This window comes from Klebsiella sp. 1SOBk10mer, assembly GCF_046602535.1.
Classification (GTDB): Bacteria; Pseudomonadota; Gammaproteobacteria; order Enterobacterales; family Enterobacteriaceae; genus Klebsiella; species Klebsiella quasipneumoniae.
This window is the reverse complement of the sequence record NZ_JBKIUP010000011.1, coordinates 64,514-91,185: the sequence shown is the minus strand read 5'-3', so window position 1 is coordinate 91,185 and position 26,672 is coordinate 64,514. Positions and strand designations below refer to the sequence as shown.

Sequence of the window (26,672 nt, the reverse complement as noted above, 5' to 3'; positions counted from 1 at the left end):
CTTTCACTTCAGGGTGCAAGGAAAAGGATAATCAGGAATTATCGGACTTGCGGCCACCACCGTGGCTGTTTTGTCCGCCTTTTTTACCCGCCTCAGACGCACGCTGCGGATCATTTTTAAAGTTCCCGCCGCTGTGCTGACCACCTTTACGACCTGCTTCAGAAGCTTTTTCACGGTCTTCAGCAAAATTTCCGGAACCACCACGATGCTCTGCCATATTTCACCTCATGTATATCGGTTATGTCAGTACGATACGAAAATATTCCGTATCACTCGTCGTTCGATATTTAAATCTAGCGGGTAATGCTGGTTAGTCAAATTATTATCCCGTGTTTTTGATGCCTTTTAGGAGTAATTCGGAATAATTCTACAAAACACATCAAAAATAACCAGACGGTACATTCCCGCTAACTTACTGTGTTCAGGGAAATAATGCACACAGAGCACCACTGTGGCAAAGAATTATTTATACCGGCGGAGTACTCCTGTTGGGTTATATAACGAAGCGGCAGTAACGCCCTTAGTCTGGTTGAAATTCAGATTTTTTCTTTTTTTAAGGCAAAAAAAAGCCGCTGGGGAAGCGGCTGGAAAATAAAACGGAGCGAATATCATGCCCGATTAAGCCTGGCATACATAAGGGGAATAGGCAAATAACCTCAAATAACCTCAACAAACCAGCCGCTAAATAAGCGAAGCGTGGAATACATTCACTGAGTGGAATATCACGCAGTTCCATTATAAGTACTCTACGCTTTATTTTTACTGTGGTTTATCGGCGGCAATAACGTTAGGTCACAATGCCTTTTCGCCTGCTGCTATCAGCCATTCTCTCCAGGAGAAGACTTTATGAAAGCACTCACTTATCATGGCCCCCATCATGTCAGCGTCGACACCATGCCCGACCCGGCCCTTGAGGCGCCGGACGATATTATTCTGCGCGTCACGGCGACGGCGATCTGCGGTTCCGATCTGCACCTTTACCGCGGTAAGATCCCCGGCACGCACCATGGTGATATTTTCGGCCATGAATTTATGGGGGAAGTGGTGGAAGCCGGTTCCGAGGTCACCGCGGTTCGTAAAGGCGATCGGGTGGTTATCCCGTTTGTCATCGCCTGCGGAGACTGCTTCTTTTGTCGCCTGCAGCAATATGCCGCCTGCGAAAGCACCAATAGCGGCCAGGGGGCGACGCTCAACCGAAAAGGCATTTCGCCACCGGCGGCCCTGTTCGGCTACAGCGATTTGTACGGCGGGATCCCCGGCGGCCAGGCGGAATATGTGCGGGTTCCCAAAGCCAATACCGGACCGTTTAAAGTGCCGGACACCTTACCCGATGAAAAGGTGCTGTTTCTGTCAGATATTCTGCCTACCGCCTGGCAGGCGGTAAAAAACGCCGAGGTCAAACCCGGCAGCAGCGTGGCTATTTTTGGCGCCGGCCCGGTTGGCCTGCTGTGTGCCTCCTGCGCCAGGCTCAATGGCGCAGAGCAGATATTTATCATCGATCATAACGATTACCGACTCGACTTCGCGCAGCGGCGCTATGGCACGATCCCGATAAACTTCGACCACCATGACGATCCGGCGCAGTGGATTATCGACAACACCGCCGGCCATCGCGGCGTCGATGCGGTGATTGACGCCGTCGGCTTCGAGGCGAAAGGCAGCCTTACGGAAACCGTCCTCAGCACCCTGAAAATCGAGGGCAGCAGCGGGAAAGCGCTGCGCCAGTGCATCGCTGCCGTGCGCCGCGGCGGCATCGTCAGCGTACCCGGGGTTTACGCCGGTTTCATTCACGGATTTATGTTTGGCGATGCCTTTGATAAAGGGCTGACCTTCAGAATGGGGCAAACCCACGTCCATGCCTGGTTGCCGGATCTACTGGCGCTTATTGAGCAAGGGTTGCTCACCCCGGAGGAGATTGTCACTCACCATATGCCTCTGGAGGAGGCCGCGCGCGGCTATCAGATCTTTGAGAAACGTGAAGAGGCATGCCGCAAAGTGATCCTCGTGCCGGGGATGCAGCCCGGAAAGGCAACGCTTTGAGGCGGAGATTAACGCAGCGAAATCCCTCGGAGGCCAGTCTGCGCCGTGCTATAAAAACAGCATGCGCTGGCCGGCCGTCGCTGATACAGCCGTTAACCACAGGAGAAGGTCATGCTCGAGTTACGCCCGAATTGCGAATGCTGTGATAAAGATCTGCCGCCAGACTCACGCGAAGCGTTTATCTGTTCGTTCGAGTGCACCTTTTGCCAGGACTGCATGACGGCGCGGCTTAACGGCCATTGCCCGAACTGCGGCGGCGAACTAGTGCGGCGTCCGGTGCGTCCCGAAGAGGCGCTCCGGCGCCACCCCGCCTCCACCCTGCGCCGCCATGGGCAGTAAAACCGGATGAGCAGGCGTAGCGTAAAGGAGCCCTCGGGCTCCCTTTCTTCATCCTTATTTCGCTGCCGAAAAGCGCCACTCTGCGGCGGTCGACAGCGTCACAAATGGCCCGGCAAGGGTGACATTGTGATGGCCAATGATGTCAGGCGCTGATAAACGTTCGTTATCCATGGTTGAGTGCGCATCTGAGATCAGCACCGTCCGTAATCCCAGCGCCGATGCCGCTCGGCAGGTCGTGTCCACGCAGAATTCGGTTTTCATCCCGGCAATAACCAGCTGTTTTACGCCGGCCTGAGCGAGCTGATGCGCAAGGTCAGTTTGCTGAAAACAGGAAGGGTACTTTTTAATAAAGACGATATCCCGCTCGCCGTTAACACCCATCTCAGGCAGCAGTTGAGTTAATGGACTTTGCGCGGAGAACGGAGAGTCGTCAGCTCCGGTATGGCGGGCAAAGAAGACGGGCACCTCAGCCTGTCTCGCTTTTTCAATCAGCAGGCAAACGTTCGCCAGAAGCGCATCGGCCTGATACGGGGAAACCGGGCCACGGAAAAGCCCCTGCTGCATATCGATAATTAACAGGGCATCCTCAGATGAAATCATGATGGGTCTCCATTCAGTCTGTCACGAACGGAGAGGTCTCTCCCCGTCCACATTGGCGGGGAGTGAGGATCTGTTTGTCAGGAGCCGGTCACAGATACGCCCACACCACCGCAGGTTACGGTCGTGGTGGTGACGGTGGTGGTTGGCTGCACTGACGTAATCATTATCTGACCTTCACTTATTCTTTACAGATAAAACATAAGCGCCATTAAAACGGCTCTTTTCTTATAGCATTGAGCTGAGACGGATGGCAATTTATGCGTGAACAACGCAGCCGCTTTACGCAACCATTAACGGCTTACAATATAGGCGCGAAGGATTTCACCTGCTGAAAGAATATGTTTCACAGTATATGCCCGAGCCTCCTGTGAATTATTTTGCTGGCAGGCCATCAGGATCTGCTGATGCTCATCCTGGAATTTCAGCGTATCCGACAGCAGTCTGTTCTGAAAAAGCTCATATCTTTCAATCTGCTCGCGCAATTCACCGATCATCTTCAACAGGCGCTGATTGTTACACTTCCGATACAGCAGTTCATGAAACTCGCGGTTATACCTCCCCTGCAGCTCGGGTTCAGAAGCGCTACTCAGCAGCTGATGCACCAGCTCTGCCCGGGCAAGCGTTTCCGGGTCCATATTCTCCAGGCTATGAAAAATGGCTTCACCTTCCAGGAGTGCCCGCAGCTGATAAATTTCATCGACATCTGCGGCCGTCAGCGTTTTCACCACCGCGCCACGATTTCTGAAAATCTCAACCAGACCTTCGCGCTCAAGCTGCTGTATCGCTTCTCTCATTGGGATACGGCTGACAGAAAACTGGCAGGCCAGGTCGCGCTCCACAAGCCGGTCGCCATCTCGCAATGCCCCCTTGTTGATTAAGATTTTTAACTCACTGGCAAGGATATCGGCGGTCGAACGGGTAGCAGCGTTCATTTGGCTCTCTTTACATCATTCATAAATGGTATACCATTATACCATTCGAGCCAACGTCATGACAACCTTGCGATTCTACCTGCGGCTTCGTTCAGGCAATGCAACTGGACGATACCGCAGTGAAGAAATTCATCCCTCTACAGAGAAAGGCAAACCAATGGAACATGCTTATACCAGTCATATCACATGGACCGGCAATCAGGGCACGGGTACCTCGGGTTACAAGGCTTATGCCCGGACCTGGGATATCGCGGTAAAGGGAAAAGAACCCATTCATTGTTCAAATGATCCATTACTGGGCGGCGATCCCGGCAAAATGAACCCGGAAGATCTCCTGCTCTCTTCTCTCTCTGCCTGTCACATGCTGTGGTACTTACATCTGGCCTCAGATGCCGGCATTACGGTCATGGAATATCAGGACTCGCCGGTGGCAACGGGTGAAGTATTAAAAGGGGGCGCGGGTCGCTTTATTTCTGCTACCCTCCGGCCGAAAATCACCGTATTACCAGGTACCGATCTCGACGCCGCCGCGGCCCTTCATCAGCAGATCCATCACGTCTGTTTTATCGCCCGATCGGTCAATTTCCCGGTCAGCTACCAGCCTGAATTTATTATCTTTAACGCAGAGTAACTCGTTTCTGGCGCGATCATCCGGTGCGCAGGAAATGTGGCTGGGGTATCCAACCTCAGCCACACTTCGCTGCACGCCGAAGCATCCTGCTCTGGTCGTCATTAGACTGCACGGACATTCACCACGGAGCAGACTTATGATTGCAGTACTTTTTGAGGCCGACGCCTTACCGGAAGCACAGGAAAGATATCTTCAGCTGGCGGCCGGGCTGACGCCTTTGCTTTCAGACACGCCGGGGTTTATTGCCATCGAGCGTTTTCAGAGCCTGAATTCGCCCGGCAAAATCCTTTCGCTATCCTGGTGGGAAGATGAAGCATCGGTGGCCAACTGGCAGCAAAATGAGCGGCATCTGGCTGCCCAGCGCGAAGGCAAAGCATCGATTTTTTCATACTACAGAATACGCGTTGCCCGCGTGTTCCGGGATTACTCATCGGATCGGGGAGCACAGCCAGATGTATGATATTCACATCATTCTCAACAACACGCCGGGCTCGCTTGGCGCAATGGGTATAGCGCTGGGCAACAACGGTGTGGGCCTCGAAGGTGGTGGGGTATTCACCACGCCTGATGCCGGACATGCGCATTTTCTGGTGGAGGACGGTGAGACAGCCCGCAGGGTGCTGACCGAGGCCGGCTTTACGGTCAGCGATGTATGCCGTCCTCTGATACGTAAGTTACCCCAGGAACGCCCCGGGGAACTGGGAGACATTGCCGACACCCTTGCCCGCAACGGTATTAATATTCTGGTACAGTACAGCGACCACCGTAACCGGCTCATTCTTCTTACCGATGATGACACCCGGGCAGCGGAAGTGACCAAAAAATGGGCCATACTTTCTGAATGAATCTCCTGAAAACGCAGCAAGACAGTGAGCCAGAGGCGGCACTGGAAACCGCGATGGCGATGGTGGCCTCTGCCCTCTCCGACCCGTCAAGGGTCAGCATTCTCTGCGCGCTGATGGACGGGCGCGCATGGACGGCGACCGAGCTCAGCACGGTCGCCGAGGTCTCCGCCTCCACCACCAGCGGACATCTTGCCCGGCTGCTCAGCAACGGGCTGGTGGTGTGTCTCGCGCAGGGGCGCCACCGCTATTACCGCCTGGCAGGCGCGCATATCGCCGGGCTGCTGGAAAACCTGATGGGCGTCTCAATGCAGTCGCATAAGGCGCTGGCCACCAGCACGCCGGTGACACTTCGCTACGCTCGCACCTGCTACGACCATCTGGCGGGCGAGCTGGCGGTGAAGATTTATGAGTTTATGCTGCGGGAAAAATGGCTGACGGCCGATGGCCTGGCCCTGACGTCAGCCGGTAAAACCCAGCTTGAAAGCCTGGGCGCGGTACTTAACGCTCGCCCGCGACGTAAGCCTTGTTGCCCCTGTCTTGACTGGAGCGAAAGACGTTTTCATCTGGGAGGCGACGCCGGATCGGCGCTGATGGCGCTGTTTGAGCAGAAAGGATGGATCACCCGCACGCCGGGATATCGGGAAGTGCAAGTGACGGATAGCGGCAGAGCGGCGCTGTCCCGGCTGTTTAATCTGAAGGTGGGTGGATAGCCTGAGTTTAGGCTACATCACATTTTCGCCGAACGGCACCGGTTTAAGCCGGTCGGGCCATCAGTAAGACCCCTGGCGTTCAATCCATACCCACTTGCGATCTCGCGGTAAACTGAGCTAGCCCTGTTGTAAGCGCATGGCTTTGATGGACATTGTGTTGCGGGAAATCGACCATGGTACCGCGCAGCGAGCGTCCGGCAAAATAACGGCCTGAATGCGATAAAAAAACGGGAGCCCATCGGCTCCCGCTTTAACTTAATCCACTAACGGGATTACATGTTCGCGATAATCGCGTCGCCAAACTCTGAACATTTCAGCAGTTTAGCGCCTTCCATCAGACGTTCGAAGTCATAGGTCACGGTCTTGGCGGCGATAGCGCCTTCCATGCCTTTAACGATCAGGTCTGCGGCTTCGAACCACTGCATGTGGCGCAGCATCATTTCTGCGGACAGGATGATGGAGCCCGGGTTCACTTTGTCCTGGCCAGCATACTTCGGCGCAGTACCGTGAGTCGCTTCGAACAGCGCGCACTCGTCGCCGATGTTGGCGCCCGGGGCGATACCGATACCGCCAACCTGTGCCGCCAGCGCGTCAGAGATGTAGTCGCCGTTGAGGTTCATACAGGCGATAACGTCGTATTCCGCCGGACGCAGCAGGATCTGCTGCAGGAAGGCGTCGGCGATCACGTCTTTTACCACGATCTCTTTGCCGGTGTTCGGGTTCTTGATTTTCACCCACGGGCCGCCGTCGATCAGCTCGCCGCCGAACTCTTCGCGAGCCAGCTGGTAGCCCCAGTCTTTGAACGCGCCTTCGGTGAACTTCATAATGTTGCCTTTGTGCACCAGAGTGACGGAATCACGATCGTTGGTGATCGCATACTCAATGGCTGCACGAACCAGACGTTTGGTGCCTTCTTCAGAGCACGGCTTGATGCCGATGCCGCAATGTTCCGGGAAGCGAATTTTCTTCACGCCCATCTCATCGCGCAGGAATTTGATCACTTTGTCTGCTTCAGCAGAGTCGGCTTTCCACTCGATGCCTGCATAGATATCTTCGGAGTTTTCACGGAAGATAACCATGTCGGTCAGTTCCGGGTGCTTAACCGGGCTCGGGGTGCCCTGGTAGTAACGTACCGGACGCAGGCAGACGTAGAGATCCAGCTCCTGGCGCAGCGCCACGTTCAGGGAACGAATGCCGCCGCCGACTGGGGTAGTCAGAGGACCTTTGATAGCAACGCGGTAGTCACGAATCAGATCGAGGGTTTCAGCTGGCAGCCAGACATCCTGGCCATAGACGTGTGTCGATTTCTCACCGGTGTAAACTTCCATCCAGGAAATTTTACGCTCGCCCTTATAGGCTTTCTCAACGGCGGCATCAACCACTTTCAGCATCGCTGGGGTAACGTCAACGCCGATACCGTCACCTTCAATGAACGGGATAATCGGATTGTGAGGGACGTTCAGTTTGCCGTTTTGCAGGGTGATTTTTTGACCTTCCGCCGGAACTACTACTTTGCTTTCCATTAACCTCTCCTTCGAGCGCTTCTGGTTCTGCTCTTCCCTCTTCACGCGAGCCTGGTGTTGGCTGAGTCGGCCAGCTTCGGAGTACCGGGTCTTCCCGCTAACCGGAGCTATCGCGTCCGTGTCGCCTTCCTGCCTGTAGTGCGAATCGGTTTGAGCAATTTTTTGTTAATAATTTGTAATGAGCATGTCAATACTACCTGAATGTTTGCGTCCATGAAAGGCATTCGTAATTAGGCTATAATGCGGCAATTGATAGAGCCTGAAAATACCATGCAGAAAACTTCATTTAGAAAACATCGCGTTGAGCGATTCAGCACACAACAAGTCACCAGACAACGTAAAGAACGCCAGCCAAAAACTGTGATCTTGTTCAATAAACCCTATGATGTGTTGCCGCAATTTACCGACGAGGCCGGGCGCAGCACGCTGAAAGATTTTATTCCGGTGGCGGGCGTCTATGCTGCCGGTCGGCTCGATCGCGACAGCGAAGGCCTGCTGGTGCTGACCAACGACGGCGCGCTGCAGGCGAAGCTGACCCAGCCGGGTAAGCGCACCGGCAAGATCTACTATGTTCAGGTGGAAGGCGAACCCACGCCCGAGGCGCTGGCCGCGCTGCGCGACGGCGTCACCCTCAACGACGGCCCCACCCTGCCTGCCGGCGTAGAACTTGTGGAGGAACCCGTCTGGCTGTGGCCGCGCAACCCGCCGATTCGTGAGCGCAAATCGATTCCCACCCGCTGGCTGAAAATTACGCTCTACGAAGGACGCAACCGCCAGGTGCGCCGGATGACCGCCCACGTCGGCTTCCCCACCCTGCGTCTGATCCGCTACGCCATGGGCGGCTATACGCTCGACGGACTGGCCAACGGCGACTGGCGCAAAGCCGAATAACTGAAAAGGAAAAGCGATGTTTAAACCTCATGTCACCGTTGCCTGCGTGGTTCACGCCCAGGATAAATTTCTCATCGTCGAAGAAACCATTAACGGCAAAGCACTGTGGAACCAGCCGGCGGGCCATCTCGAGGCCAATGAAACGCTGCTGCAGGCCGCCGAACGTGAACTGTGGGAGGAGACCGGCATTCGCGCCACGCCGCAGCACTTCATCCGCATGCATCAGTGGCTGGCTCCCGATAACACCCCGTTTCTGCGCTTCCTGTTCGCTATCGAACTTAGCGATCCGTGCGCCACTGAACCGCACGACAGCGATATCGATCGCTGCCTGTGGCTCAGTGCTGAGGAAATTCTTAACGCGCCAAACCTGCGCTCGCCGCTGGTTGCCGAAAGCATTCGCTGCTACCTGCAGGACCCGCGGCAGCCGCTGTCGCTGATTGGCGCCTTTAACTGGCCGTTCACAGGGGGTGAATGAACGGTGAGCGCGTGCTAGAATACGCCGCCTCGAAGTTCAATGTAGCGAGTATTTCCATGTCAGAAAGCCAGAAAAAAGTGATCGTCGGCATGTCCGGCGGCGTCGACTCCTCGGTCTCCGCGTACCTGTTGCTGCAGCAAGGGTATAAGGTGGAAGGCCTGTTCATGAAGAACTGGGAGGAAGACGACGGCGAGGAATACTGCACCGCCGCCGCCGACCTTGCCGATGCGCAAGCGGTCTGCGATAAGCTGGGCATTGAACTGCACACCGTTAACTTTGCCGCCGAATATTGGGATAACGTCTTTGAGCTCTTCCTGGAAGAGTACAAAGCCGGCCGCACGCCGAACCCGGATATTCTGTGCAATAAAGAGATCAAATTTAAAGCCTTCCTCGAGTTTGCTGCCGAAGACCTCGGCGCCGACTACATCGCCACCGGGCACTATGTGCGCCGCGCCGATGTAGACGGTAAAAGCCAGCTGCTGCGCGGACTCGACGGCAATAAAGATCAGAGCTACTTCCTTTATACCCTTAGCCACGAGCAGATTGCCCAGAGCCTGTTCCCGGTGGGTGAACTGGAAAAACCGCAGGTGCGTAAGATCGCCGAAGAGCTGGATCTGATCACCGCGAAGAAAAAAGATTCCACCGGCATCTGCTTTATCGGCGAGCGTAAATTCCGCGATTTCCTTGGCCGTTACCTGCCGGCGCAGCCGGGCAAAATCCTCACCGTCGACGGCGAGGAGATCGGTACCCATCAGGGGTTGATGTACCACACCCTGGGCCAGCGTAAAGGGCTGGGTATCGGCGGCACCAAAGAGGGTAGCGAAGATCCATGGTACGTGGTCGATAAAGACGTTGAGAATAATATTCTTATCGTCGCCCAGGGCCATGACCACCCGCGCCTGATGTCCGTCGGTCTGATTGCCCAACAGCTGCACTGGGTAAACCGTGAACCGCTGCAGGGCACCCTGCGCTGCACGGTGAAAACCCGCTATCGCCAGACCGATATCCCCTGCACCGTTACCGCGCTGGATGAAGACCGTATCGAAGTCCGCTTCGATGAGCCGGTCGCGGCGGTGACACCGGGCCAGTCCGCGGTATTCTATTTGGGTGAAGTGTGTCTCGGCGGCGGAATTATTGAACAACGACTGCCTCTGCAGTCCTGAACGCGCGTTATTTCCGCCGGGACGAACCGCCCCGGCGGCTGACAAGGAGTATGTGTGGCGAAGAATTACTATGACATCACCCTGGCGCTGGCTGGCGTTTGCCAGGCGGCGCGACTGGTTCAGCAACTGGCGCATCAGGGACATTGCGACAGCGATGCCCTGCATGTGTCGCTGAACAGCATCATCGACCTCGATCCCGAGTCGACGCTGGCGGTGTTCGGTGGCAGTGAAGCCAATCTTCGCCTCGGCCTTGAAACGCTGCTCGGGGTGCTCAATACCAGCAGTCGCCAGGGCCTCAATGCGGAACTCACCCGCTATACCCTGAGCCTGATGGTGCTGGAGCGCAAGCTCGCCGCCAGTAAAGGGGCGATGGACACGCTCGGCAACCGCATCGCCGGCCTGCATCGTCAGCTGGAGCACTTTGACCTGCAGTCCGAAACGCTGCTCAGCGCCATGGCGGGCATCTATGTCGACGTGATAAGCCCGCTGGGCCCGCGTATTCAGGTGACCGGCTCCCCTGCCGTGCTGCAAAGCCCGCAGGTGCAGGCGAAAGTTCGCTCAGCGCTGCTGGCGGGTATTCGCGCCGCGGTGCTCTGGCATCAGGTGGGCGGCGGACGTCTCCAGCTTATGTTTTCCCGTAATCGTCTGGTTAACCAGGCAAAGCAAATTCTTGCTCATTTAACCCCGGAGTTGTGATCTATGGAATTATCCTCACTGACCGCCGTTTCCCCTGTAGACGGCCGCTACGGCGATAAAGTCAGCGCGCTGCGCGGTATCTTCAGCGAATTCGGTTTGCTGAAATTCCGCGTTCAGGTGGAAGTACGTTGGCTGCAAAAACTGGCCGCCCACGCAGCGATCAAGGAAGTTCCTGCTTTTGCTGCCGACGCAAACGGTTTCCTTGACAAAATCGTTGCCGATTTCAGCGTCGAAGACGCCGAGCGCATCAAAACCATCGAGCGCACCACTAACCACGACGTGAAAGCGGTAGAGTACTTTCTGAAAGAGAAAGTCGCTGACATCGCCGAACTGCACGCCGTGTCGGAGTTTATTCACTTCGCCTGTACGTCTGAAGACATCAATAACCTCTCCCACGCGCTGATGCTGAAAACCGCCCGCGACGAAGTGGTTCTGCCTTACTGGCGCAAACTGATTGACGCGGTAAAAGATCTGGCGACCCAGTACCGCGATGTGCCGCTGCTCTCCCGTACCCACGGCCAGCCAGCGACACCGTCCACCATGGGTAAAGAGATGGCCAACGTCGCCTACCGTATGGAGCGCCAGTACCGTCAGCTGAACCAGGTGGAAATCCTTGGTAAAATCAACGGCGCGGTGGGTAACTACAACGCCCACATCGCCGCTTACCCGGAAGTCGACTGGCATCAGTTCAGCGAAGAGTTTGTTACTTCGCTGGGCATTCAGTGGAACCCGTACACCACGCAGATCGAGCCGCATGACTATATCGCTGAGCTGTTTGACTGCATCGCGCGCTTTAACACCATTCTGATCGACTTCGATCGCGACGTGTGGGGCTACATCGCGCTCAACCACTTCAAACAGAAGACCATCGCCGGGGAAATCGGCTCCTCCACCATGCCGCACAAGGTGAACCCGATTGACTTCGAAAACTCCGAAGGCAACCTCGGCCTGGCCAATGCGGTCATGCAGCACCTGGCCAGCAAACTGCCGGTTTCCCGCTGGCAGCGCGACCTGACCGACTCCACCGTTCTGCGTAACCTCGGCGTGGGCATCGGCTATGCGCTGATCGCCTATCAGTCCACCCTCAAAGGGATCAGCAAGCTGGAGCTGAACCAGGATCGCCTGCTGGATGAACTGGATCACAACTGGGAAGTACTGGCTGAGCCGATCCAGACCGTGATGCGTCGTTACGGTATCGAAAAACCGTACGAGAAGCTGAAAGAGCTGACCCGCGGCAAACGCGTTGACGCGGAAGGGATGAAGCAGTTTATTGACAGCCTCGCCCTGCCGGAAGAGGAAAAAGTGCGTCTCAAAGCGATGACCCCGGCCAACTATATCGGCCGGGCAATCACCATGGTTGACGAGCTGAAGTAATCGCCCTGCCCCTCTTTCCGCCGGAAAGAGGGGCGTTTTATCGCCGGAAAGCGATCAGATCCAAACGTCGTTCACCGCCGTCCGCTCGCCGCCCTCGTGGCCGGTATTCAACACCCCGCGCGGTTCAATCAGCATCAGCTTCGCTTCCGTCTCCGTCGAGGTCTTATGTTCCACCCCGCGCGGCACGACGATCATCTCCCCGGCCTTCACCAGCACATGTCCGTCGCGAAAGTCCACGCGCAATACCCCCTCCACCACCATCAGCGTCTCATCGGTTTCCGGGTGGCTGTGCCAGATAAAGTCGCCGGCGATGCGCACGATCTTGAACTGATAGTCATTCATTTCGGCCACCACTTTGGGCTGCCATTGTTCGCTGAACAGGGAAAATTTCTGAGCAAGATTAACGAGTTGATACATAGGCTGTCTCCTTGTGATAAAGGCAGTCAGCATAGTTCGCCTCGCCGCGTTGACGCTTGAACGATTGTGCAACCTGCGCCGCCTTAGCCGCGGATCGCCCGCAGCCAGCGCCCCGGAGAGAGGCCAAAGCGGCTGATAAACTGGCGCGTCATGTGGCTCTGGTCGGCAAACCCCGCGTCAGCGGCAATATCCACCAGACGCTCCCCGGCGCGCATCCGCTGGCGACAAAAATCGAGCCGGCGCATCATGACGTAGCGCCACGGGCTGGTGCCGTACAGCGTTCTGAAATCACGGCTCAGGCTCCAGCGGTCCCGGCCGCTGACCTGCGACAGGGTGTCGAGGGTCATATCCTGCATAAAACAGGCATGGATATACTCCCGAGCCCTCTCCGCCGCCTGATAATCAAACGCCTGGCGACGGGAACGCTGCCCGCCGACCACGGCCAGGGTCTGCGCCAGGTCGTACAGGGCGTCTTCTTCCTCCAGCGGCTCGAAGGTATCCGTGACCGCTTTCAACAGCGGCTGCACGGCGCGACCTAGCCGTGGATCCGCCGACAGGCCGCCGGGGATAAACGGCAATGGCCTGCCGCCGAGTATCTTCTGGATCAGCGCTGGCTCAATGTAGACCATGCGGTAGTGAAACCCCGCCTCGGTGCCCGCCTCGCCATCGTGTATTTCGTCCGGGTGAAGGACCATCGTCCCGCCGGGCAGACTGTGCTGTAGCCCGCCGCGATAGTGAAAGCTCTGCACGCCGGCGATCGTCTGGCCGATGGCGTAGGTATCATGCCGGTGCGGCTCGTAGCCGTGGCCGCCGAAGAAGGCTTCGATGCGCTCCGTGCGGCTGGGCGATTGCGCCAGCCTGACCCAATCCGCGCTCTGCTGCTGAGACATAATGAATAACCTGCGGCGTTCTTGAGGGAGGATTCGAGCACTATTACACAAAAAATTAACATCACCAACCCGCTCACTGCCGCGCCCAGCCGCTGGGCGTTTGCTGAAATTACGCATAGAATGAAGGAGTTCCATACCCGCTGCGCAAAAGGCGCCGCTCAACGCCGGCCTGCCCGGCGATGCTCCACGCCGTTTGTATAAAAAGCTTTATTTAACAGCTGTTTATATTTTGCGTATATAATAAACGTCAGACTACTTTCGAAATTGCAAGGGAGAACAGCCATGCGCGTACTCGTGGTTGAGGATAATGCCCTGCTGCGTCACCACCTCAAAGTTCAGCTCCAGGAGCTGGGCCATCAGGTCGATGCCGCAGAGGATGCCAAGGAAGCGGATTACTATCTGGGCGAACATCTCCCGGATATCGCCATCGTCGATCTCGGCCTGCCGGACGAAGATGGATTATCGTTGATCCGTCGCTGGCGCAGCCATGACGTGTCGCTGCCGGTGCTGGTGCTGACCGCCCGCGAAGGATGGCAGGATAAAGTCGAAGTGCTCAGCGCCGGGGCGGATGATTACGTCACCAAGCCTTTCCATATTGAAGAGGTTGCCGCCCGCATGCAGGCGCTGCTGCGCCGCAACAGCGGCCTGGCCTCGCAGGTGATCTCTCTGCCGCCGTTTCAGGTCGACCTCTCCCGCCGCGAGCTGTCGGTGAACGATCAGCCGATCAAGCTGACGGCCTTTGAGTACACGATTATGGAAACCCTGATCCGCAACCGCGGCAAAGTGGTCAGTAAAGATTCCCTGATGCTCCAGCTTTACCCGGATGCCGAACTGCGTGAAAGCCATACCATCGACGTGCTGATGGGCCGGCTGCGTAAGAAAATTCAGGCTGAATACCCGCAGGACGTCATCACCACGGTGCGCGGCCAGGGCTATCTGTTCGAACTGCGCTGATGAAGGGACTGTTGCGGCATATTTTCCCGCTGTCATTACGGGTTCGCTTCCTGCTGGCGACCGCCGGGGTGGTGCTGGTGCTCTCCCTGGCCTATGGCATGGTGGCGCTGGTGGGCTACAGCGTCAGCTTCGATAAAACCACCTTCCGTCTGCTACGCGGCGAGAGCAATCTCTTTTATATGCTGGCCAAATGGGAGAACGGCGCCATTGATGTCGATATCCCGGAAAATCTGAATATGGAAAGCCCGACGGTGACCCTTATTTACGATGAGAAGGGCAAACTACTGTGGGCGCAGCGCGATGTCCCCTGGCTGACGAAGCGCATTCAACCGGATTGGTTGAAACGCAATGGCTTCCATGAAATTGAAGCCGATGTCGACAGCAGCAGTATGCTGTTGCGCAATAACCATGAGGTTCAGGAACAGCTGGACGCCATCCGCGAACAGGGCGACGATTCGGAGATGACCCACTCGGTGGCGATCAACTTCTACCCAGCCACCAGCAAAATGCCCCAGCTCAGTATCGTGGTGGTCGACACCATCCCGGTGGAGCTCAAGCGCAGCTATATGGTGTGGAGCTGGTTTATCTACGTGCTGGCCGCCAACCTGTTGCTGGTGATCCCCCTGCTGTGGGTCGCCGCCTGGTGGAGCCTGCGCCCCATCGAGTCGCTGGCCAAAGAGGTGCGCGAGCTGGAGGAACATCACCGCGAGAAGCTCAATCCCAACACCACCCGCGAGCTGACCCGACTGGTGAGCAACCTTAACCGGCTGGTTCGCAGCGAGCGTGAACGCTATGACAAATACCGCACCACCCTCACCGATCTCACCCACAGCCTGAAAACGCCGCTGGCGGTGATGCAGAGCACGTTGCGCTCGCTGCGCGGCGAGAAGATCAGCGTCGACGAGGCGGAGCCAGTGATGCTGGAGCAGATCAGCCGTATCTCGCAACAAATTGGCTACTATCTGCATCGCGCCAGCATGCGCAGCGGCGGCACCCTGCTGAGCCGGGAGCTGCATCCGATCGCCCCTCTGCTCGACAGCCTGACCTCCGCCCTCAATAAGGTCTATCAGCGCAAGGGGGTCAATATCTCGCTCGACATCTCGCCGGAGATCAGTTTTGTCGGCGAGCAGAACGATTTTATGGAAGTGATGGGCAACGTTCTCGATAACGCCTGTAAGTACTGCCTGGAGTTCGTGGAGGTTTCCGTGCGCCAGACCACCGACAGCCATCTGCACATCCTGGTGGAAGACGATGGGCCGGGGATCCCGCTGAGCCAGCGCCGCGCCGTCTTCGACCGCGGCCAGCGGGCGGATACTCTGCGTCCCGGCCAGGGGGTGGGGCTCTCCGTCGCCCGGGAAATCGTCGAACAATATGACGGGGAGATCATCGCCGGCGAGAGCCTGCTCGGCGGCGCCTGCATGGAGGTGGTGTTTGGCCGCCAGCTGATGGAAGATAAAGAGAGTTAATCGTTGAGTTTTTTCACGGCGCCTGCATCGCCGGGGCGCCGCATCCGTTATAATCCCTGTCAGACACCTGCAGTGGAATATCAATATGGATTATCAATTAACGCTTAACTGGCCCGACTTTATCGAACGCTACTGGCAAAAACGGCCGGTGGTATTGAAGCGCGGCTTCGCCAATTTTATCGACCCGCTGAGCCCGGACGAACTGGCTGGACTGGCCATGGAGAGCGAGGTCGATAGCCGCCTTGTCAGCCATCAGGATGGAAAATGGCAGGTCAGTCACGGTCCCTTCGAAAGCTACGATCACCTGAGCGAAAACAACTGGTCCCTGCTGGTGCAGGCGGTTAACCACTGGCATGAGCCGTCTGCGGCGCTGATGCATCCGTTCCGCGCCCTGCCGGACTGGCGTATCGACGACCTGATGATCTCCTTCTCAGTACCGGGCGGCGGCGTCGGCCCGCATCTGGATCAGTATGATGTGTTTATCATTCAGGGCACCGGTCGTCGACGCTGGCGCGTCGGGGAAAAAGTGCCGATGAAACAGCACTGCCCGCATCCGGACCTGCTGCAGGTTGACCCCTTCGAGGCGATTATCGATGAAGAGATGGAGCCGGGGGATATTCTCTATATTCCGCCAGGATTCCCGCATGAGGGGTATTCGCTGGAAAACTCGCTCAACTATTCGGTCGGCTATCGCGCGCCGAATGCCCGCGAGTTGTTCAGCGGATTTGCCGACTACGTTCTCCAGCGCGAACTGGGCAGCCAGCGCTACGCCGATCCGGACGTGCCGTCGCGCGACCATCCGGCGGATATTTTACCGGCCGAACTCGACCGCCTGCGCGAGATGATGCTGGGGCTGATTAACCAACCGGAGCACTTTAAGCAGTGGTTCGGCGAGTTTATCACCCAGTCGCGTCATGAACTTGACGTCGCGCCGCCGGAGCCGCCGTATCAGCCTGACGAGATTTATGATGCCCTGCAGCAGGGCGATACCCTGGAACGCCTGGGCGGCCTGCGGGTGCTGCGCATTGACGGCGAGGTGTTCGTCAATGGGGAGAAGATCAACTCCCCGCACCGTCCGGCGCTGGACGCCTTAGCTACCCACCTGACGCTGCGCGCCGACCATTTTGGCGATGCGCTGGAAGATCCTTCCTTCCTCGCCATGCTGGCGGCGCTGGTCAACAGCGGCTACTGGTTCTTTGGCGACTGAGTCTCCATCCTGCCCGGCGGCGCTGCGCTTGCCGGGCCTACGGGTTCTGCAGTCACCGGCTGGACCGTATGCCGGATAAGGCAAAGCCGCCATCCGGCATCTTATGCGACAAGCAGAATGACCGGTCTGGTTGCGAAGGTTATTTCCCTGTTCGTGCCGCCGTCAGCTCGGCGATACGCACGATCACCTGCACCGCTTTCTCCATCCCTTCCAGGGTGACAAACTCATGTTTGCCGTGATAGTTGTAGCCGCCGGTAAACAGGTTCGGGCACGGCAGTCCCATAAACGAGAGCTGCGCGCCGTCGGTACCGCCGCGGATCGGTTTCATCTGCGGTTCGATATCGCAGTCCACCATCGCCTGGCGGGCAATATCGACCACGTGCGGGTGGGCAATCACCTGCTCATGCATGTTGTAATAACTGTCCTCGATCACCAGCTCGATATAGCAGTCCGGGTGCAGCCCCTTGCCCACCTTTTTGGCGATCTCCATCATCTTGCGCTTGCGCGCCTCAAAGTGCTTGCGGTCAAAATCGCGGATGATGTAGTGCATCTCGGCCCGATCGACGCTGCCTTTGATGCTGGTGAGGTGATAAAAGCCTTCATAGCCTTCTGTGGTCTCCGGCGCCTCGTCGGCCGGCACTTCGGCATGAATGCGCGCGGCCAGCGACAGCGCGTTGACCATCACCCCTTTCGCGGTGCCGGGGTGCACGTTGTTGCCGACGATCTTAATGGTCACCGAGGCGGCATTGAAATTTTCAAACTCCAGTTCGCCGACCCCGCCGCCATCTACGGTGTAGGCCCAGCGGGCGTCAAAGGCCTCGACGTCGAAATGCTTCGCCCCTTTTCCCACCTCTTCATCGGGGGTGAAGGCCACGCGGATATCGCCGTGGGGGATGTTTTTCGCCTGCAGGGTCGCCAGCGCGGTCATGATTTCGGCGATGCCGGCCTTGTCGTCCGCCCCCAGCAGCGTCTTCCCGTCGGTGGTGATCAGCGTCTGCCCCAAAAGCTGATGCAAAACCGGGAACATCACCGGAGAGAGCACCTCATCGCCAATGCCGAGCGCGATATCGCCGCCGCGATAGTTTTCGACAATCTGCGGGTTAACGTTTTTGCCGCTGAAATCCGGGGAGGTGTCGACGTGAGAGATAAAGCCGATGGCCGGGATATCGCCCTCAACGTTGGCGGGCAGGGTTCCCATTACCGTCCCTTTTTCACTCAGCGTTACCTTGACCAGTCCCATTTCTTCCAGCTGCGCCTGCAACAGGCGTAACAGCTTCCACTGCCCTTCCGTGCTGGGGACCTGACGAACGCCAGGCTTCGACTGCGTGTCCAAAGAAACGTACTGCAAAAAACGCTCAAGCAATTTATCCATGTAGCCACCCTCTTCTTTTGTGACAACATTATTGATAAGCCAGAAAAGACAAATATTGCGTCAGGTCATTTTTAGCCCGTAAAGCGAAATTTAATAACGGAACCGACGTTATGGTGTAAAGGTAGACTATGCGGGCGTATCAAGGATTGGCGATTACCCTCGTTTGCCGTAGAATGCTGGCCCTTATTAAAAACGTGCAACCCCAAAGGTGGTTAATCACAAACCCCGCAGCGGCCGGAAATTTCCGTTGCGTCTACATGGGACAGAGTCAAAAATTGAATATACAACCGCGTTCGCGTTCGCCGCTGGTGCATCTGGCGGGAATTCGCAAGAGCTTTGATGGTAAAACGGTCATCGATAACCTTAACCTGACCATCAACAATGGTGAGTTTCTCACCCTGCTTGGCCCCTCTGGCTGCGGTAAAACCACCGTTCTGCGCCTTATTGCCGGCCTGGAAAACGTCGACAGCGGACGGATCCATCTCGAAGATCACGATATCACTCATGTTCCGGCGGAAAACCGCCACGTTAATACCGTATTCCAAAGCTACGCCCTGTTTCCGCATATGACGGTGTTCGAGAACGTCGCCTTTGGCCTGCGGATGCAGAAAACCCCGGCGGCGGAAATCACACCGCGGGTGATGGATGCCTTAAAGATGGTGCAGCTGGAGGCCTTTGCCCAGCGCAAACCGCACCAGCTCTCCGGCGGCCAGCAGCAGCGCGTGGCCATCGCCCGCGCGGTGGTCAACAAACCGCGCCTGCTGCTGCTCGATGAGTCCCTTTCGGCGCTGGATTACAAGCTGCGCAAGCAGATGCAGAACGAACTGAAAGCGCTGCAGCGTAAGCTCGGCATCACCTTCGTCTTCGTCACTCACGACCAGGAAGAGGCCCTGACCATGTCCGATCGCATCGTGGTGATGCGTGATGGCAAAATTGAGCAGGACGGCACCCCGCGCGAGATCTACGAAGAGCCAAAAAACCTGTTCGTCGCCAGCTTTATCGGCGAGATCAATATCTTCGACGCCACGGTCATTGAACGCCTAGACGAACAGCGCGTGCGGGCCAGCGTGGAAGGGCGTGAATGCAACATCACCGTCAATTTTGCGGTGGAGGCCGGCCAGCGCCTGCATGTCCTGCTGCGCCCGGAAGATCTGCGCGTCGATGAGATCCACCACAACAGCGACGCCGACGGCCTGATAGGCTATGTCCGCGAGCGCAACTATAAGGGCATGACCCTCGAGTCGGTGGTGGAGCTGGAAAACGGCAAAATGGTGATGGTCAGCGAATTCTTTAACGAAGACGACCCGGATTTCGACCACTCTCTTGATCAGAAAATGTCTATCAATTGGGTAGAGAGCTGGGAGGTGGTGCTGGCCGATGAAGAACACCAGTAAATTCCAGAATGTGGTGATCGCCACCATCGTCGGTTGGCTGGTGCTGTTTGTCTTTCTGCCCAATCTGATGATCATCGCCACCAGCTTCCTGACCCGCGACGACGCTAACTTCGTCAAGCTGGTCTTCACGCTGGACAACTACTCGCGGCTGCTGGATCCGCTCTATTACGACGTGCTGCTGCATTCGCTGAACATGGCGCTGCTGGCGACCCTCGCCTGCCTGGCGCTGGGCTACCCGTTTGCGTGGTTCCTTGCCCGGCTGCCGCAGAAGGTGCGCCCCCTGCTGCTGTTCCTGCTGATCGTTCCCTTCTGGACCAACTCGTTGATCCGCATCTACGGGCTGAAGATTTTCCTCAGCACCAAAGGCTACCTTAACGAGTTTCTCCTGTGGCTGGGAGTGATCGACACGCCGATACGCATTATGTTCACCCCGTCGGCGGTGATTATCGGTCTGGTATACATCCTGCTGCCGTTTATGGTGATGCCGCTTTACTCCAGCATTGAGAAACTGGACCGTCCGCTGCTGGAAGCGGCGAAAGATCTCGGCGCCAGCAAGCTGCAGACGTTTATCCGCATCATCATTCCGCTAACCATGCCGGGGATTATCGCCGGCTGCCTGCTGGTGATGTTGCCGGCGATGGGGCTATTCTACGTTTCCGACCTGATGGGCGGCGCCAAGAACCTGCTGATCGGCAACGTGATCAAGAGCCAGTTCCTCAATATTCGCGACTGGCCGTTCGGCGCGGCAACCAGCATTACCTTAACCCTGGTGATGGGCCTGATGCTGTTGATTTACTGGCGCGCGGCGCGCCTGCTGAATAAAAAGGTGGAGCTGGAATGATCGGTCGACTGCTGCGCGGCGGCTTTATGACCGCCATCTACGCGTATCTCTACATCCCTATTATTATCCTGATCGTTAACTCGTTTAACCGGTCGCGCTTCGGCATCAACTGGCAGGGGTTCACCACCGACTGGTATAGCCTGCTGATGAACAACGATAGCCTGCTGCAGGCCGCCCAGCACTCGCTGACCATGGCGGTGCTTTCGGCGACCTTCGCCACCCTTATCGGCTCGCTGACCGCCGTGGCGCTGTATCGCTATCGCTTTCGCGGCAAACCGTTCGTTAGCGGTATGCTGTTTGTAGTGATGATGTCGCCAGATATTGTCATGGCTATCTCCCTGCTGGTGCTGTTTATGCTGATTGGCGTCCAGCTTGGCTTCTGGTCGCTGCTGTTTTCGCATATCACCTTTTGCCTGCCGTTTGTGGTGGTCACCGTATACTCCCGGCTGAAAGGCTTTGACGTGCGGATGCTGGAGGCGGCGAAAGATCTGGGCGCCAGCGAGATGACCATCCTGCGTAAAATCATCCTACCGCTGGCCCTGCCGGCGGTGGCCGCCGGGTGGCTGCTGAGCTTCACGCTGTCGATGGATGACGTGGTGGTCTCCTCGTTCGTCACCGGTCCGGGGTATGAAATCCTGCCGCTGAAGATCTATTCGATGGTGAAGGTCGGCGTTTCGCCAGAGGTGAACGCCCTGGCAACGATACTGTTGGTTCTGTCGCTGGTGATGGTCATCGCCAGTCAGTTAATTGCACGTGATAAAACTCAGGGGACGTTAAAATGAAAAAATGGTCACGCCACCTGCTCGCGGCGGGCGCTCTGGCAATCGGCATGAGCGCTGCCCACGCGGACGACAGCAAAACACTCTACTTCTACAACTGGACCGAATATGTGCCGCCGGGCCTGCTGGAGCAGTTCACCAAAGAGACCGGCATCAAGGTTATTTACTCGACCTACGAGTCGAACGAAACCATGTACGCCAAGCTCAAGACCTATAAAGACGGAGCGTACGATCTGGTCGTCCCGTCGACCTACTTCGTCGACAAGATGCGCAAAGAAGGCATGCTGCAGAAGATCGATAAGAGCAAGCTGACTAACTTCAGCAACCTCGATCCGCAGATGCTGAACAAACCGTTCGACCCGAATAACGACTACTCCATCCCCTACATCTGGGGGGCGACGGCCATCGGCGTCAACAGCGACGCTATCGATCCGAAAACCGTCACCAGCTGGGCCGACCTGTGGAAACCGGAATACAAAAGCAGCCTGCTGCTGACCGACGACGCACGCGAAGTGTTCCAGATGGCGCTGCGTAAGCTGGGTTATTCCGGCAACACGACCGACCCGAAAGAGATTGAAGCCGCCTATAACGAGCTGAAAAAACTGATGCCCAACGTCGCGGCGTTTAACTCCGATAACCCGGCGAACCCGTATATGGAAGGCGAAGTGAACCTCGGGATGGTATGGAACGGCTCGGCTTACGTCGCACGCCAGGCCGGTACTCCGCTGGAAGTGATCTGGCCGAAAGAAGGCGGCATCTTCTGGATGGACAGCCTGTCGATTCCGGCAAATGCTAAGAACGTCGACGGCGCGCTGAAGCTGATTAACTTCCTGCTGCGCCCGGATGTCGCCAAACAGGTCGCGGAAACCATCGGCTACCCCACGCCAAACCTGGCGGCGCGCAAAATGCTCAGCCCGGCAGTGGCCAACGATAAATCGCTCTATCCGGACGCCGCCACCATCGAAAAAGGCGAATGGCAGAATGACGTCGGCAGCGCCAGCGCCATTTATGAAGAGTATTACCAGAAGCTGAAAGCGGGCCGCTAATCCCGCAGGGCGGAACCGCGGTTCCGCCCTTTTTTTCCCCCTCAGTTTAGCCTCTCAGCGCGCGCCAGAGGATCGCCGGCAGCTTGCGCCAGCGCGGCCGATGGTAAAAATCCACCAGCCGCTGCGCCACCGCTTCCTGCCCCCGGTGGGTAATAAACCAGGGCGGCAAAGGCATCAGCGTCAGTTCGCCATGCCACAGACTGCGCGGAAACGGCCGAAACGGCGCCTCAATCACCGTGCGCTCGGCTTTCTCCAGCATAAAGCTGTTATGCACCTTGCCCCGCCCGCTCTGAATATCGTCGAGCGTATGGCCAGGAAACGCCCCCCACGGGCAAGGGGCTAACAGGAAGGCTACCCCGCTCCAGCAGTTGATCGCCACCGTGCCGTAGCGCAGCTCGGCGATCAGCGCGTTAAAACGCTTACGCCCTATCGCTTTACGGGTGCGCGGGTGGATCACAATATTGGCCCCCAGCGTGCCCTGCAGCCGCTGATTGGCATAGCCGATCGCCTGACGCAGAAAGCTTTCCGCGCTGTCGGCCTCAAGGCGGGTGATCGACAGCCCCGGACCAAAGACCTCCTGCTGGCAGAAGTCGGGGTCATCCTCGGTGTTCGCCACAATCAACGGCAGCGCATCGCCGCGCGCTATCTCCAGCGGCTGGCGGGCGCGCAGGCGAAAGTTAGTCAACCGGTTTTCCGCACCGGGGTAATAGTCCTGGCGGGTATTGGCGGCGATCAGCCGGTACAGCTGGTTAAGCAGGGCCGACGCCGGCTCCCAGCCCTGCTGCAGGATCAGCACCTGGCTGGCCACGCAGTTAAACCCGCCGTTGTTCATTTTCTGCGTCGCCAGCTGCTGCGCCTGAAAAGCGATATCCGCCTCGCTCCATGGCCCGGGGACGATAATGGTGGGGCTGACCCCGCCCAGCTCTGAGGTCACCCGGCGCGGGTTCAGCGGCATCCCGGCGGCCCGACGCTGGCGAGCGGCCTCCCCGTCGCCCCAGACGATGGCGTCATGGCTCTCCCGCGATCCGGTGATATGGATCTCATCGACAGCGGGATGGGTGGTCAGCCACGCCCCCGCCCGAGCGTCGCCGGTGACGATGCGGAGCGCATCCATGGCGATCAGCGGCGCCAGAGCCTGAGCCAGCAGATCGTGCAGATAATCATTCACCGGGTTGAGCTTCAGCAGGCAGACCTGATTTTCAATAAACAGCTTGTGTAACACGTCCAGCGGCGCGATAGAGGCCACATTTCCGGCGCCGAGCACCAGCGCCAGCTTGCCCTGCCGCGCGGCCGGCGGGATGTCGTATGCGGCTGCCGCGCAGCGATCGAGATTGGCCCGGGTGACTCCCGGCTGCATCCAAATTTCAGCGCGAATACCGGAGAGCAGCAGCCGATCCCAGAGCGTGCCGGGCACCACCCGCAGCGCCAGCCGGCCGTCCGCCAGCGTCCTCAGCGGGATCCGCCGCAGAAAGGTTTTCTCCTCCAGTTGCTCCAGGGTGGCGATAAGCCCGTTGCAGCCGACCATTAGCGCGCAGGGGCCCGCCAGCCATTCTTCGCCCGTCAGCGGATCCCCCGCCGGCAGCCCTTTAGCCCTCGCCGCCGCCTCCACCCACGCCGGCGCTATGCTGGCCAGGGCATCCTTGATCTGGCGCAGGAGCGCCAGACGACGGTTCACTGAGGTTTCCGCCCAGCGCTGGCGCGCCGCCGACAAGGCGTGCAGCGCTGCGTCATACTGAGAGCAGGTCGTCAGACCGGGTCGCGCGTGGCTCATTGTCCCTCACTCATTAAAATTTCCCCGTAGGCCTGGCGCAGCTGGTTTTTAAGCACCTTACCCGTGGCGCTGACCGGCAGCGCATCGACAAATATCACCCGGTCCGGGATCTGCCATTTAGGCACCCGTTTCTCAAACCAGGCCAGCAGATCGCTCTCCTCCACTTCCCCCCCTTCCGCGCGGACGCACAGCAGCACCGGCCGTTCGTCCCAGCGCGGGTGGCGGGCGGCGATGGCCGCCGCGCTGCGTACCGCCGGATGCGCGATGGCAATATTCTCCAGCTCAACGGTGGAGATCCACTCGCCACCGGACTTGATAATATCCTTTGCCCGATCGCTGATCACCAGATAACCATTGGCGTCGAGCGTACCGATATCGCCGGTATCAAACCAGCCTGCCGCGGTCAGGGCGCTGTCGTCCTGACCATAGTATTGCTCTACCACCCAGTGCCCCCTCACCTGCAGATACCCCTGACTTTGACCATCCCGGGGCAACGGTTCGCCATCCACGTCGACCACCTGCAGCTCGATGCCAAAAATAGGCCGCCCCTGACCGGTACGCTGCTTTTGCTGCTCCTGTGCCGGGAGGGCGTCATGTTTGCTCAACAGCGTGTTGATGGTGCCGATAGGCGATGTTTCGGTCATTCCCCAGGCGTGGGTCAGCGCAATGCCGTAATCGCGCTGAAAGGCCTCGGCCATCGACGGCGGCAGCGCGGAGCCACCAACCAGCGCACGTTTGAATTCAGGCATTCTCACGTCTGTCCGACGCATCGCCGCCAGCAAGCCGGCCCAGATCACCGGCACGCCAAACCCCACGGTTACTTTCTCGGCAGCCAGCAGCTGCAGCAGGCTGTCGCCATCGAGGTGCGGCCCCGGCAGCACCAGCCGCGCCCCGACCATGGCGGCGATAAACGGCGTCCCCCACGCGTTGACATGGAACATCGGCACCACCGGCAACAGGCTGTCCCTGGCCGATATCCCGGCGGCGTCCGGCTGATTGCCGCTCAAAGCGTGCAGGACCAGCGAACGATGGGTATTCAACACCCCTTTCGGCCGGCCAGTGGTTCCCGAGGTATAGCAGAGCGAGGCCGGCGTCAGTTCATTCAACTGCGGCCAGCGGTAGTCTACTGTCCCCTGCTGCAACAGATCGTCATAAAACAGCAATGAGGGCAGCTGGCTGAGCGCCGCTTCGCTGCGCGGCTCCATCAGCACGACGTGTTTCACCGTCGGCAGCTGCGCCAGCAGCTGCGCTACCAGCGGCAAAAAGGTCTGATCAAAGAACAGCACTTCGTCGGCAGCGTCGTTGAGGATATACAGTAGATGGTCAACCGACAGCCGCGGATTGACGGTATGCGTTACCCAGCCGCCGGAGGCGACGGCAAAATAGATCTCCAGGTGGCGACGGTTGTTCCATGCGAGGGTGGCGCAGCGGGCGCCCGGTGGCAGCCCCAATGATGCCAGCGCCGACGCCAGCCGCTGAGCTCGGCAGGCCACCTCCCCCCAGCTGCTGCGCTCCTTCTCACCGCCAGCGCTCACCGAGACGATCTCGGTCTCGCTGTGGTATTGCGCCGCATGGCTGAGCAGCGCGGTGGTGGTGAGATCCTGATAAATCATCGGTGACGGCATGGCGGGGTCTCCTTTGCAGACTTCCGGGCGGGGGAACAGGGTCGCGGCGCGAACGTGCGGACGCCTATTGAATCTGGTCTACATTTGCCGGTATGCACAAAAAAACGTACAGAAATCAGCGGTCACGCACAAAATAGAGTAGGAAATCGCTCAGAAAGGAGAAGCCGAGAATGGCAGGATGGAGGTCATTGCCCGGCGCCGGTCCGGGCGATATCGTCAGAGCGACCGCCGGGGGCTGACGGTAGCCAGGAGAAAGTTATGCGCGTCTCAGGGGGAAGCGGATCAGCGTCGTCCGCCGTCGCGCTGGCCTTTGCCCTTCCCTTTTGCGGCTCGCCGCTGCAAAACACCCTCCATGATGCCGACAACCCCGTTGAGGGGTTTCCACAGCGCCACCAGCAGCAGCAACGGGCCGTATATTCGCACACCGCCGGTCGCTATCTGGCCGGTTAGCAACAGGGCTAAACCATCCAGCAGCAGGCACAATGCGCTGCCGGTGCCGACGAACAGACACAGCAGGAAGAGGATCGGTCGGCTGTCGGCGTGTAGCGGTAAAGCACGCTGGCTCCAGACGCCAACGAGAATGGCCGCGATCAAGGCGATCGATTCAATGACCAGGGGATTATGCATGGTCTGACTCCTGTCATGACGTATCACCCTTGTCAGCAGCGCTGCCGGAGGCGGCGGGCGTCGC

Annotated in this window: 28 protein-coding genes; 18 read left to right on the top strand and 10 right to left on the bottom strand. The window is 58.0% G+C overall.

The window, feature by feature from the left end; genetic code table 11:
* Positions 1–31 precede the first annotated feature (31 nt).
* A complete protein-coding gene (locus ACLH1I_RS22230; protein WP_004150795.1) occupies positions 32–217 on the bottom strand; it encodes a general stress protein in 186 nt (61 codons plus the stop codon).
* 629 nt (positions 218–846) lie between these two features.
* Between ACLH1I_RS22230 and ACLH1I_RS22225 the strand changes: the two genes are divergently transcribed.
* Positions 847–2,040 carry a zinc-dependent alcohol dehydrogenase gene (locus ACLH1I_RS22225; RefSeq protein WP_053810557.1) on the top strand — a complete coding sequence of 398 codons (1,194 nt, stop codon included), beginning with the start codon at positions 847–849 and terminating at the stop codon, positions 2,038–2,040.
* Between the two features lie 111 nt (positions 2,041–2,151).
* A complete protein-coding gene (locus tag ACLH1I_RS22220; protein ID WP_004203710.1) occupies positions 2,152–2,379 on the top strand; it encodes a DUF1272 domain-containing protein in 228 nt (75 codons plus the stop codon).
* A 54-nt stretch (positions 2,380–2,433) separates the two neighbouring features.
* On the opposite strand, the gene ACLH1I_RS22215 is transcribed toward ACLH1I_RS22220, so the two are convergent.
* Both ACLH1I_RS22215 and ACLH1I_RS22210 read right to left on the bottom strand, forming a co-directional pair.
* Positions 2,434–2,979, bottom strand: a complete 546-nt coding sequence (locus ACLH1I_RS22215; RefSeq protein ID WP_048323823.1) for a cysteine hydrolase family protein — start codon at positions 2,977–2,979, stop codon at positions 2,434–2,436.
* Between the two features lie 290 nt (positions 2,980–3,269).
* Positions 3,270–3,911, bottom strand: coding sequence for a GntR family transcriptional regulator (locus ACLH1I_RS22210; RefSeq protein ID WP_064794395.1), 642 nt, complete (start codon positions 3,909–3,911; stop codon positions 3,270–3,272).
* Between the two features lie 157 nt (positions 3,912–4,068).
* On the opposite strand from ACLH1I_RS22210, the gene ACLH1I_RS22205 reads away from it, so the two are divergent.
* The 4 genes from ACLH1I_RS22205 (at position 4,069) to ACLH1I_RS22190 (ending at position 6,097) form a co-directional block, all read left to right on the top strand.
* Positions 4,069–4,542, top strand: a complete 474-nt coding sequence (locus tag ACLH1I_RS22205) for an OsmC family protein (protein WP_004203707.1) — start codon at positions 4,069–4,071, stop codon at positions 4,540–4,542.
* Positions 4,543–4,678: 136 nt separating this feature from the next.
* Entirely contained in the window at positions 4,679–5,002 is a 324-nt protein-coding gene (locus ACLH1I_RS22200; RefSeq protein ID WP_004203706.1) for an antibiotic biosynthesis monooxygenase family protein, read from the top strand.
* Positions 4,995–5,387 (top strand): hypothetical protein, encoded by a 393-nt coding sequence (locus ACLH1I_RS22195; protein ID WP_064794396.1) that lies wholly within the window; start codon positions 4,995–4,997, stop codon positions 5,385–5,387. Before ACLH1I_RS22200 ends, ACLH1I_RS22195 begins: the two co-directional genes overlap by 8 nt.
* Positions 5,384–6,097, top strand: coding sequence for an ArsR/SmtB family transcription factor (locus tag ACLH1I_RS22190; RefSeq protein ID WP_064794397.1), 714 nt, complete (start codon positions 5,384–5,386; stop codon positions 6,095–6,097). Before ACLH1I_RS22195 ends, ACLH1I_RS22190 begins: the two co-directional genes overlap by 4 nt.
* 272 nt (positions 6,098–6,369) lie before the next feature.
* Here the strand turns inward: ACLH1I_RS22190 and icd are convergent, their stop codons facing one another.
* On the bottom strand, positions 6,370–7,620 hold the full coding sequence (gene icd, locus ACLH1I_RS22185; RefSeq protein WP_004150800.1) for an NADP-dependent isocitrate dehydrogenase: 1,251 nt from the start codon (positions 7,618–7,620) through the stop codon (positions 6,370–6,372).
* Between the two features lie 240 nt (positions 7,621–7,860).
* Here icd and rluE point away from each other — a divergent pair, with 240 nt between their 5' ends.
* The 5 genes from rluE to purB are packed head-to-tail and all read left to right on the top strand — an operon-like array spanning position 7,861 to position 12,219.
* On the top strand, positions 7,861–8,511 hold the full coding sequence (gene rluE / locus ACLH1I_RS22180; RefSeq protein ID WP_023317931.1) for a 23S rRNA pseudouridine(2457) synthase RluE: 651 nt from the start codon (positions 7,861–7,863) through the stop codon (positions 8,509–8,511).
* 16 nt (positions 8,512–8,527) lie between these two features.
* On the top strand, positions 8,528–8,986 hold the full coding sequence (locus ACLH1I_RS22175) for an NUDIX hydrolase (protein ID WP_004206639.1): 459 nt from the start codon (positions 8,528–8,530) through the stop codon (positions 8,984–8,986).
* Positions 8,987–9,042: 56 nt separating this feature from the next.
* Positions 9,043–10,149 carry a tRNA 2-thiouridine(34) synthase MnmA gene (mnmA, locus tag ACLH1I_RS22170; protein ID WP_004150803.1) on the top strand — a complete coding sequence of 369 codons (1,107 nt, stop codon included), beginning with the start codon at positions 9,043–9,045 and terminating at the stop codon, positions 10,147–10,149.
* Positions 10,150–10,203: 54 nt separating this feature from the next.
* Positions 10,204–10,845: a high frequency lysogenization protein HflD gene (hflD, locus tag ACLH1I_RS22165; protein WP_004140557.1), complete on the top strand. Its 642-nt coding sequence runs from the start codon at positions 10,204–10,206 to the stop codon at positions 10,843–10,845.
* Positions 10,846–10,848: 3 nt separating this feature from the next.
* Entirely contained in the window at positions 10,849–12,219 is a 1,371-nt protein-coding gene (gene purB / locus ACLH1I_RS22160; RefSeq protein ID WP_156234814.1) for an adenylosuccinate lyase, read from the top strand.
* Between the two features lie 54 nt (positions 12,220–12,273).
* Here purB and ACLH1I_RS22155 read toward each other — a convergent pair whose 3' ends face one another.
* Both ACLH1I_RS22155 and ACLH1I_RS22150 read right to left on the bottom strand, forming a co-directional pair.
* Positions 12,274–12,636 carry a cupin domain-containing protein gene (locus tag ACLH1I_RS22155; protein WP_004206638.1) on the bottom strand — a complete coding sequence of 121 codons (363 nt, stop codon included), beginning with the start codon at positions 12,634–12,636 and terminating at the stop codon, positions 12,274–12,276.
* 83 nt (positions 12,637–12,719) lie between these two features.
* Positions 12,720–13,526 carry an AraC family transcriptional regulator gene (locus ACLH1I_RS22150; protein ID WP_004206637.1) on the bottom strand — a complete coding sequence of 269 codons (807 nt, stop codon included), beginning with the start codon at positions 13,524–13,526 and terminating at the stop codon, positions 12,720–12,722.
* A gap of 282 nt (positions 13,527–13,808) precedes the next feature.
* Between ACLH1I_RS22150 and phoP the strand changes: the two genes are divergently transcribed.
* The 3 genes from phoP (at position 13,809) to ACLH1I_RS22135 (ending at position 17,153) form a co-directional block, all read left to right on the top strand.
* Positions 13,809–14,480 carry a two-component system response regulator PhoP gene (gene phoP, locus ACLH1I_RS22145; RefSeq protein ID WP_004206636.1) on the top strand — a complete coding sequence of 224 codons (672 nt, stop codon included), beginning with the start codon at positions 13,809–13,811 and terminating at the stop codon, positions 14,478–14,480.
* Complete coding sequence (gene phoQ, locus ACLH1I_RS22140) at positions 14,480–15,946, top strand: two-component system sensor histidine kinase PhoQ (RefSeq protein ID WP_023317928.1); 1,467 nt, start codon at positions 14,480–14,482, stop codon at positions 15,944–15,946. Before phoP ends, phoQ begins: the two co-directional genes overlap by 1 nt.
* Positions 15,947–16,031: 85 nt before the next feature.
* The gene (locus tag ACLH1I_RS22135; RefSeq protein ID WP_004206634.1) at positions 16,032–17,153 is read left to right on the top strand and encodes a cupin domain-containing protein; all 1,122 of its coding nucleotides are present in this window, start codon (positions 16,032–16,034) and stop codon (positions 17,151–17,153) included.
* Between the two features lie 139 nt (positions 17,154–17,292).
* On the opposite strand, the gene pepT is transcribed toward ACLH1I_RS22135, so the two are convergent.
* Entirely contained in the window at positions 17,293–18,525 is a 1,233-nt protein-coding gene (pepT, locus tag ACLH1I_RS22130; RefSeq protein WP_004206633.1) for a peptidase T, read from the bottom strand.
* A gap of 257 nt (positions 18,526–18,782) precedes the next feature.
* On the opposite strand from pepT, the gene potA reads away from it, so the two are divergent.
* From potA to potD, 4 genes are read left to right on the top strand one after another with little or no spacing between them, the layout of a single operon-like run.
* Positions 18,783–19,919, top strand: coding sequence for a spermidine/putrescine ABC transporter ATP-binding protein PotA (gene potA, locus ACLH1I_RS22125; protein WP_004150811.1), 1,137 nt, complete (start codon positions 18,783–18,785; stop codon positions 19,917–19,919).
* On the top strand, positions 19,903–20,760 hold the full coding sequence (gene potB, locus ACLH1I_RS22120; protein ID WP_004150812.1) for a spermidine/putrescine ABC transporter permease PotB: 858 nt from the start codon (positions 19,903–19,905) through the stop codon (positions 20,758–20,760). Before potA ends, potB begins: the two co-directional genes overlap by 17 nt.
* On the top strand, positions 20,757–21,542 hold the full coding sequence (potC, locus tag ACLH1I_RS22115) for a spermidine/putrescine ABC transporter permease PotC (RefSeq protein ID WP_004150813.1): 786 nt from the start codon (positions 20,757–20,759) through the stop codon (positions 21,540–21,542). Before potB ends, potC begins: the two co-directional genes overlap by 4 nt.
* Positions 21,539–22,585: a spermidine/putrescine ABC transporter substrate-binding protein PotD gene (gene potD, locus ACLH1I_RS22110; RefSeq protein ID WP_004206631.1), complete on the top strand. Its 1,047-nt coding sequence runs from the start codon at positions 21,539–21,541 to the stop codon at positions 22,583–22,585. Before potC ends, potD begins: the two co-directional genes overlap by 4 nt.
* 46 nt (positions 22,586–22,631) lie before the next feature.
* Here the strand turns inward: potD and ACLH1I_RS22105 are convergent, their stop codons facing one another.
* The 3 genes from ACLH1I_RS22105 to ACLH1I_RS22095 form a co-directional block, all read right to left on the bottom strand.
* On the bottom strand, positions 22,632–24,356 hold the full coding sequence (locus ACLH1I_RS22105; protein ID WP_096833962.1) for an aldehyde dehydrogenase family protein: 1,725 nt from the start codon (positions 24,354–24,356) through the stop codon (positions 22,632–22,634).
* Positions 24,353–25,981: a long-chain fatty acid--CoA ligase gene (locus tag ACLH1I_RS22100; RefSeq protein WP_096833963.1), complete on the bottom strand. Its 1,629-nt coding sequence runs from the start codon at positions 25,979–25,981 to the stop codon at positions 24,353–24,355. The genes ACLH1I_RS22105 and ACLH1I_RS22100 overlap by 4 nt, the downstream gene beginning before the upstream one ends.
* Positions 25,982–26,263: 282 nt before the next feature.
* Positions 26,264–26,608, bottom strand: a complete 345-nt coding sequence (locus tag ACLH1I_RS22095; RefSeq protein WP_023317922.1) for a hypothetical protein — start codon at positions 26,606–26,608, stop codon at positions 26,264–26,266.
* Between the last annotated feature and the right edge of the window lie 64 nt (positions 26,609–26,672).

What these genes read in the sequence shown, in the direction of transcription:
- ACLH1I_RS22230 (WP_004150795.1), bottom strand. Translation starts at nt 217, where the DNA reads ATGGCAGAGCATCGTGGTGGTTCCGGAAATTTTGCTGAAGACCGTGAA.
- ACLH1I_RS22225 (WP_053810557.1), top strand. Translation starts at nt 847, where the DNA reads ATGAAAGCACTCACTTATCATGGCCCCCATCATGTCAGCGTCGACACC.
- ACLH1I_RS22220 (WP_004203710.1), top strand. Translation starts at nt 2,152, where the DNA reads ATGCTCGAGTTACGCCCGAATTGCGAATGCTGTGATAAAGATCTGCCG.
- ACLH1I_RS22215 (WP_048323823.1), bottom strand. Translation starts at nt 2,979, where the DNA reads ATGATTTCATCTGAGGATGCCCTGTTAATTATCGATATGCAGCAGGGG.
- ACLH1I_RS22210 (WP_064794395.1), bottom strand. Translation starts at nt 3,911, where the DNA reads ATGAACGCTGCTACCCGTTCGACCGCCGATATCCTTGCCAGTGAGTTA.
- ACLH1I_RS22205 (WP_004203707.1), top strand. Translation starts at nt 4,069, where the DNA reads ATGGAACATGCTTATACCAGTCATATCACATGGACCGGCAATCAGGGC.
- ACLH1I_RS22200 (WP_004203706.1), top strand. Translation starts at nt 4,679, where the DNA reads ATGATTGCAGTACTTTTTGAGGCCGACGCCTTACCGGAAGCACAGGAA.
- ACLH1I_RS22195 (WP_064794396.1), top strand. Translation starts at nt 4,995, where the DNA reads ATGTATGATATTCACATCATTCTCAACAACACGCCGGGCTCGCTTGGC.
- ACLH1I_RS22190 (WP_064794397.1), top strand. Translation starts at nt 5,384, where the DNA reads ATGAATCTCCTGAAAACGCAGCAAGACAGTGAGCCAGAGGCGGCACTG.
- icd (WP_004150800.1), bottom strand. Translation starts at nt 7,620, where the DNA reads ATGGAAAGCAAAGTAGTAGTTCCGGCGGAAGGTCAAAAAATCACCCTG.
- rluE (WP_023317931.1), top strand. Translation starts at nt 7,861, where the DNA reads ATGCGGCAATTGATAGAGCCTGAAAATACCATGCAGAAAACTTCATTT.
- ACLH1I_RS22175 (WP_004206639.1), top strand. Translation starts at nt 8,528, where the DNA reads ATGTTTAAACCTCATGTCACCGTTGCCTGCGTGGTTCACGCCCAGGAT.
- mnmA (WP_004150803.1), top strand. Translation starts at nt 9,043, where the DNA reads ATGTCAGAAAGCCAGAAAAAAGTGATCGTCGGCATGTCCGGCGGCGTC.
- purB (WP_156234814.1), top strand. Translation starts at nt 10,849, where the DNA reads ATGGAATTATCCTCACTGACCGCCGTTTCCCCTGTAGACGGCCGCTAC.
- ACLH1I_RS22155 (WP_004206638.1), bottom strand. Translation starts at nt 12,636, where the DNA reads ATGTATCAACTCGTTAATCTTGCTCAGAAATTTTCCCTGTTCAGCGAA.
- ACLH1I_RS22150 (WP_004206637.1), bottom strand. Translation starts at nt 13,526, where the DNA reads ATGTCTCAGCAGCAGAGCGCGGATTGGGTCAGGCTGGCGCAATCGCCC.
- phoP (WP_004206636.1), top strand. Translation starts at nt 13,809, where the DNA reads ATGCGCGTACTCGTGGTTGAGGATAATGCCCTGCTGCGTCACCACCTC.
- phoQ (WP_023317928.1), top strand. Translation starts at nt 14,480, where the DNA reads ATGAAGGGACTGTTGCGGCATATTTTCCCGCTGTCATTACGGGTTCGC.
- ACLH1I_RS22135 (WP_004206634.1), top strand. Translation starts at nt 16,032, where the DNA reads ATGGATTATCAATTAACGCTTAACTGGCCCGACTTTATCGAACGCTAC.
- pepT (WP_004206633.1), bottom strand. Translation starts at nt 18,525, where the DNA reads ATGGATAAATTGCTTGAGCGTTTTTTGCAGTACGTTTCTTTGGACACG.
- potA (WP_004150811.1), top strand. Translation starts at nt 18,783, where the DNA reads ATGGGACAGAGTCAAAAATTGAATATACAACCGCGTTCGCGTTCGCCG.
- potB (WP_004150812.1), top strand. Translation starts at nt 19,903, where the DNA reads ATGAAGAACACCAGTAAATTCCAGAATGTGGTGATCGCCACCATCGTC.
- potC (WP_004150813.1), top strand. Translation starts at nt 20,757, where the DNA reads ATGATCGGTCGACTGCTGCGCGGCGGCTTTATGACCGCCATCTACGCG.
- potD (WP_004206631.1), top strand. Translation starts at nt 21,539, where the DNA reads ATGAAAAAATGGTCACGCCACCTGCTCGCGGCGGGCGCTCTGGCAATC.
- ACLH1I_RS22105 (WP_096833962.1), bottom strand. Translation starts at nt 24,356, where the DNA reads ATGAGCCACGCGCGACCCGGTCTGACGACCTGCTCTCAGTATGACGCA.
- ACLH1I_RS22100 (WP_096833963.1), bottom strand. Translation starts at nt 25,981, where the DNA reads ATGCCGTCACCGATGATTTATCAGGATCTCACCACCACCGCGCTGCTC.
- ACLH1I_RS22095 (WP_023317922.1), bottom strand. Translation starts at nt 26,608, where the DNA reads ATGCATAATCCCCTGGTCATTGAATCGATCGCCTTGATCGCGGCCATT.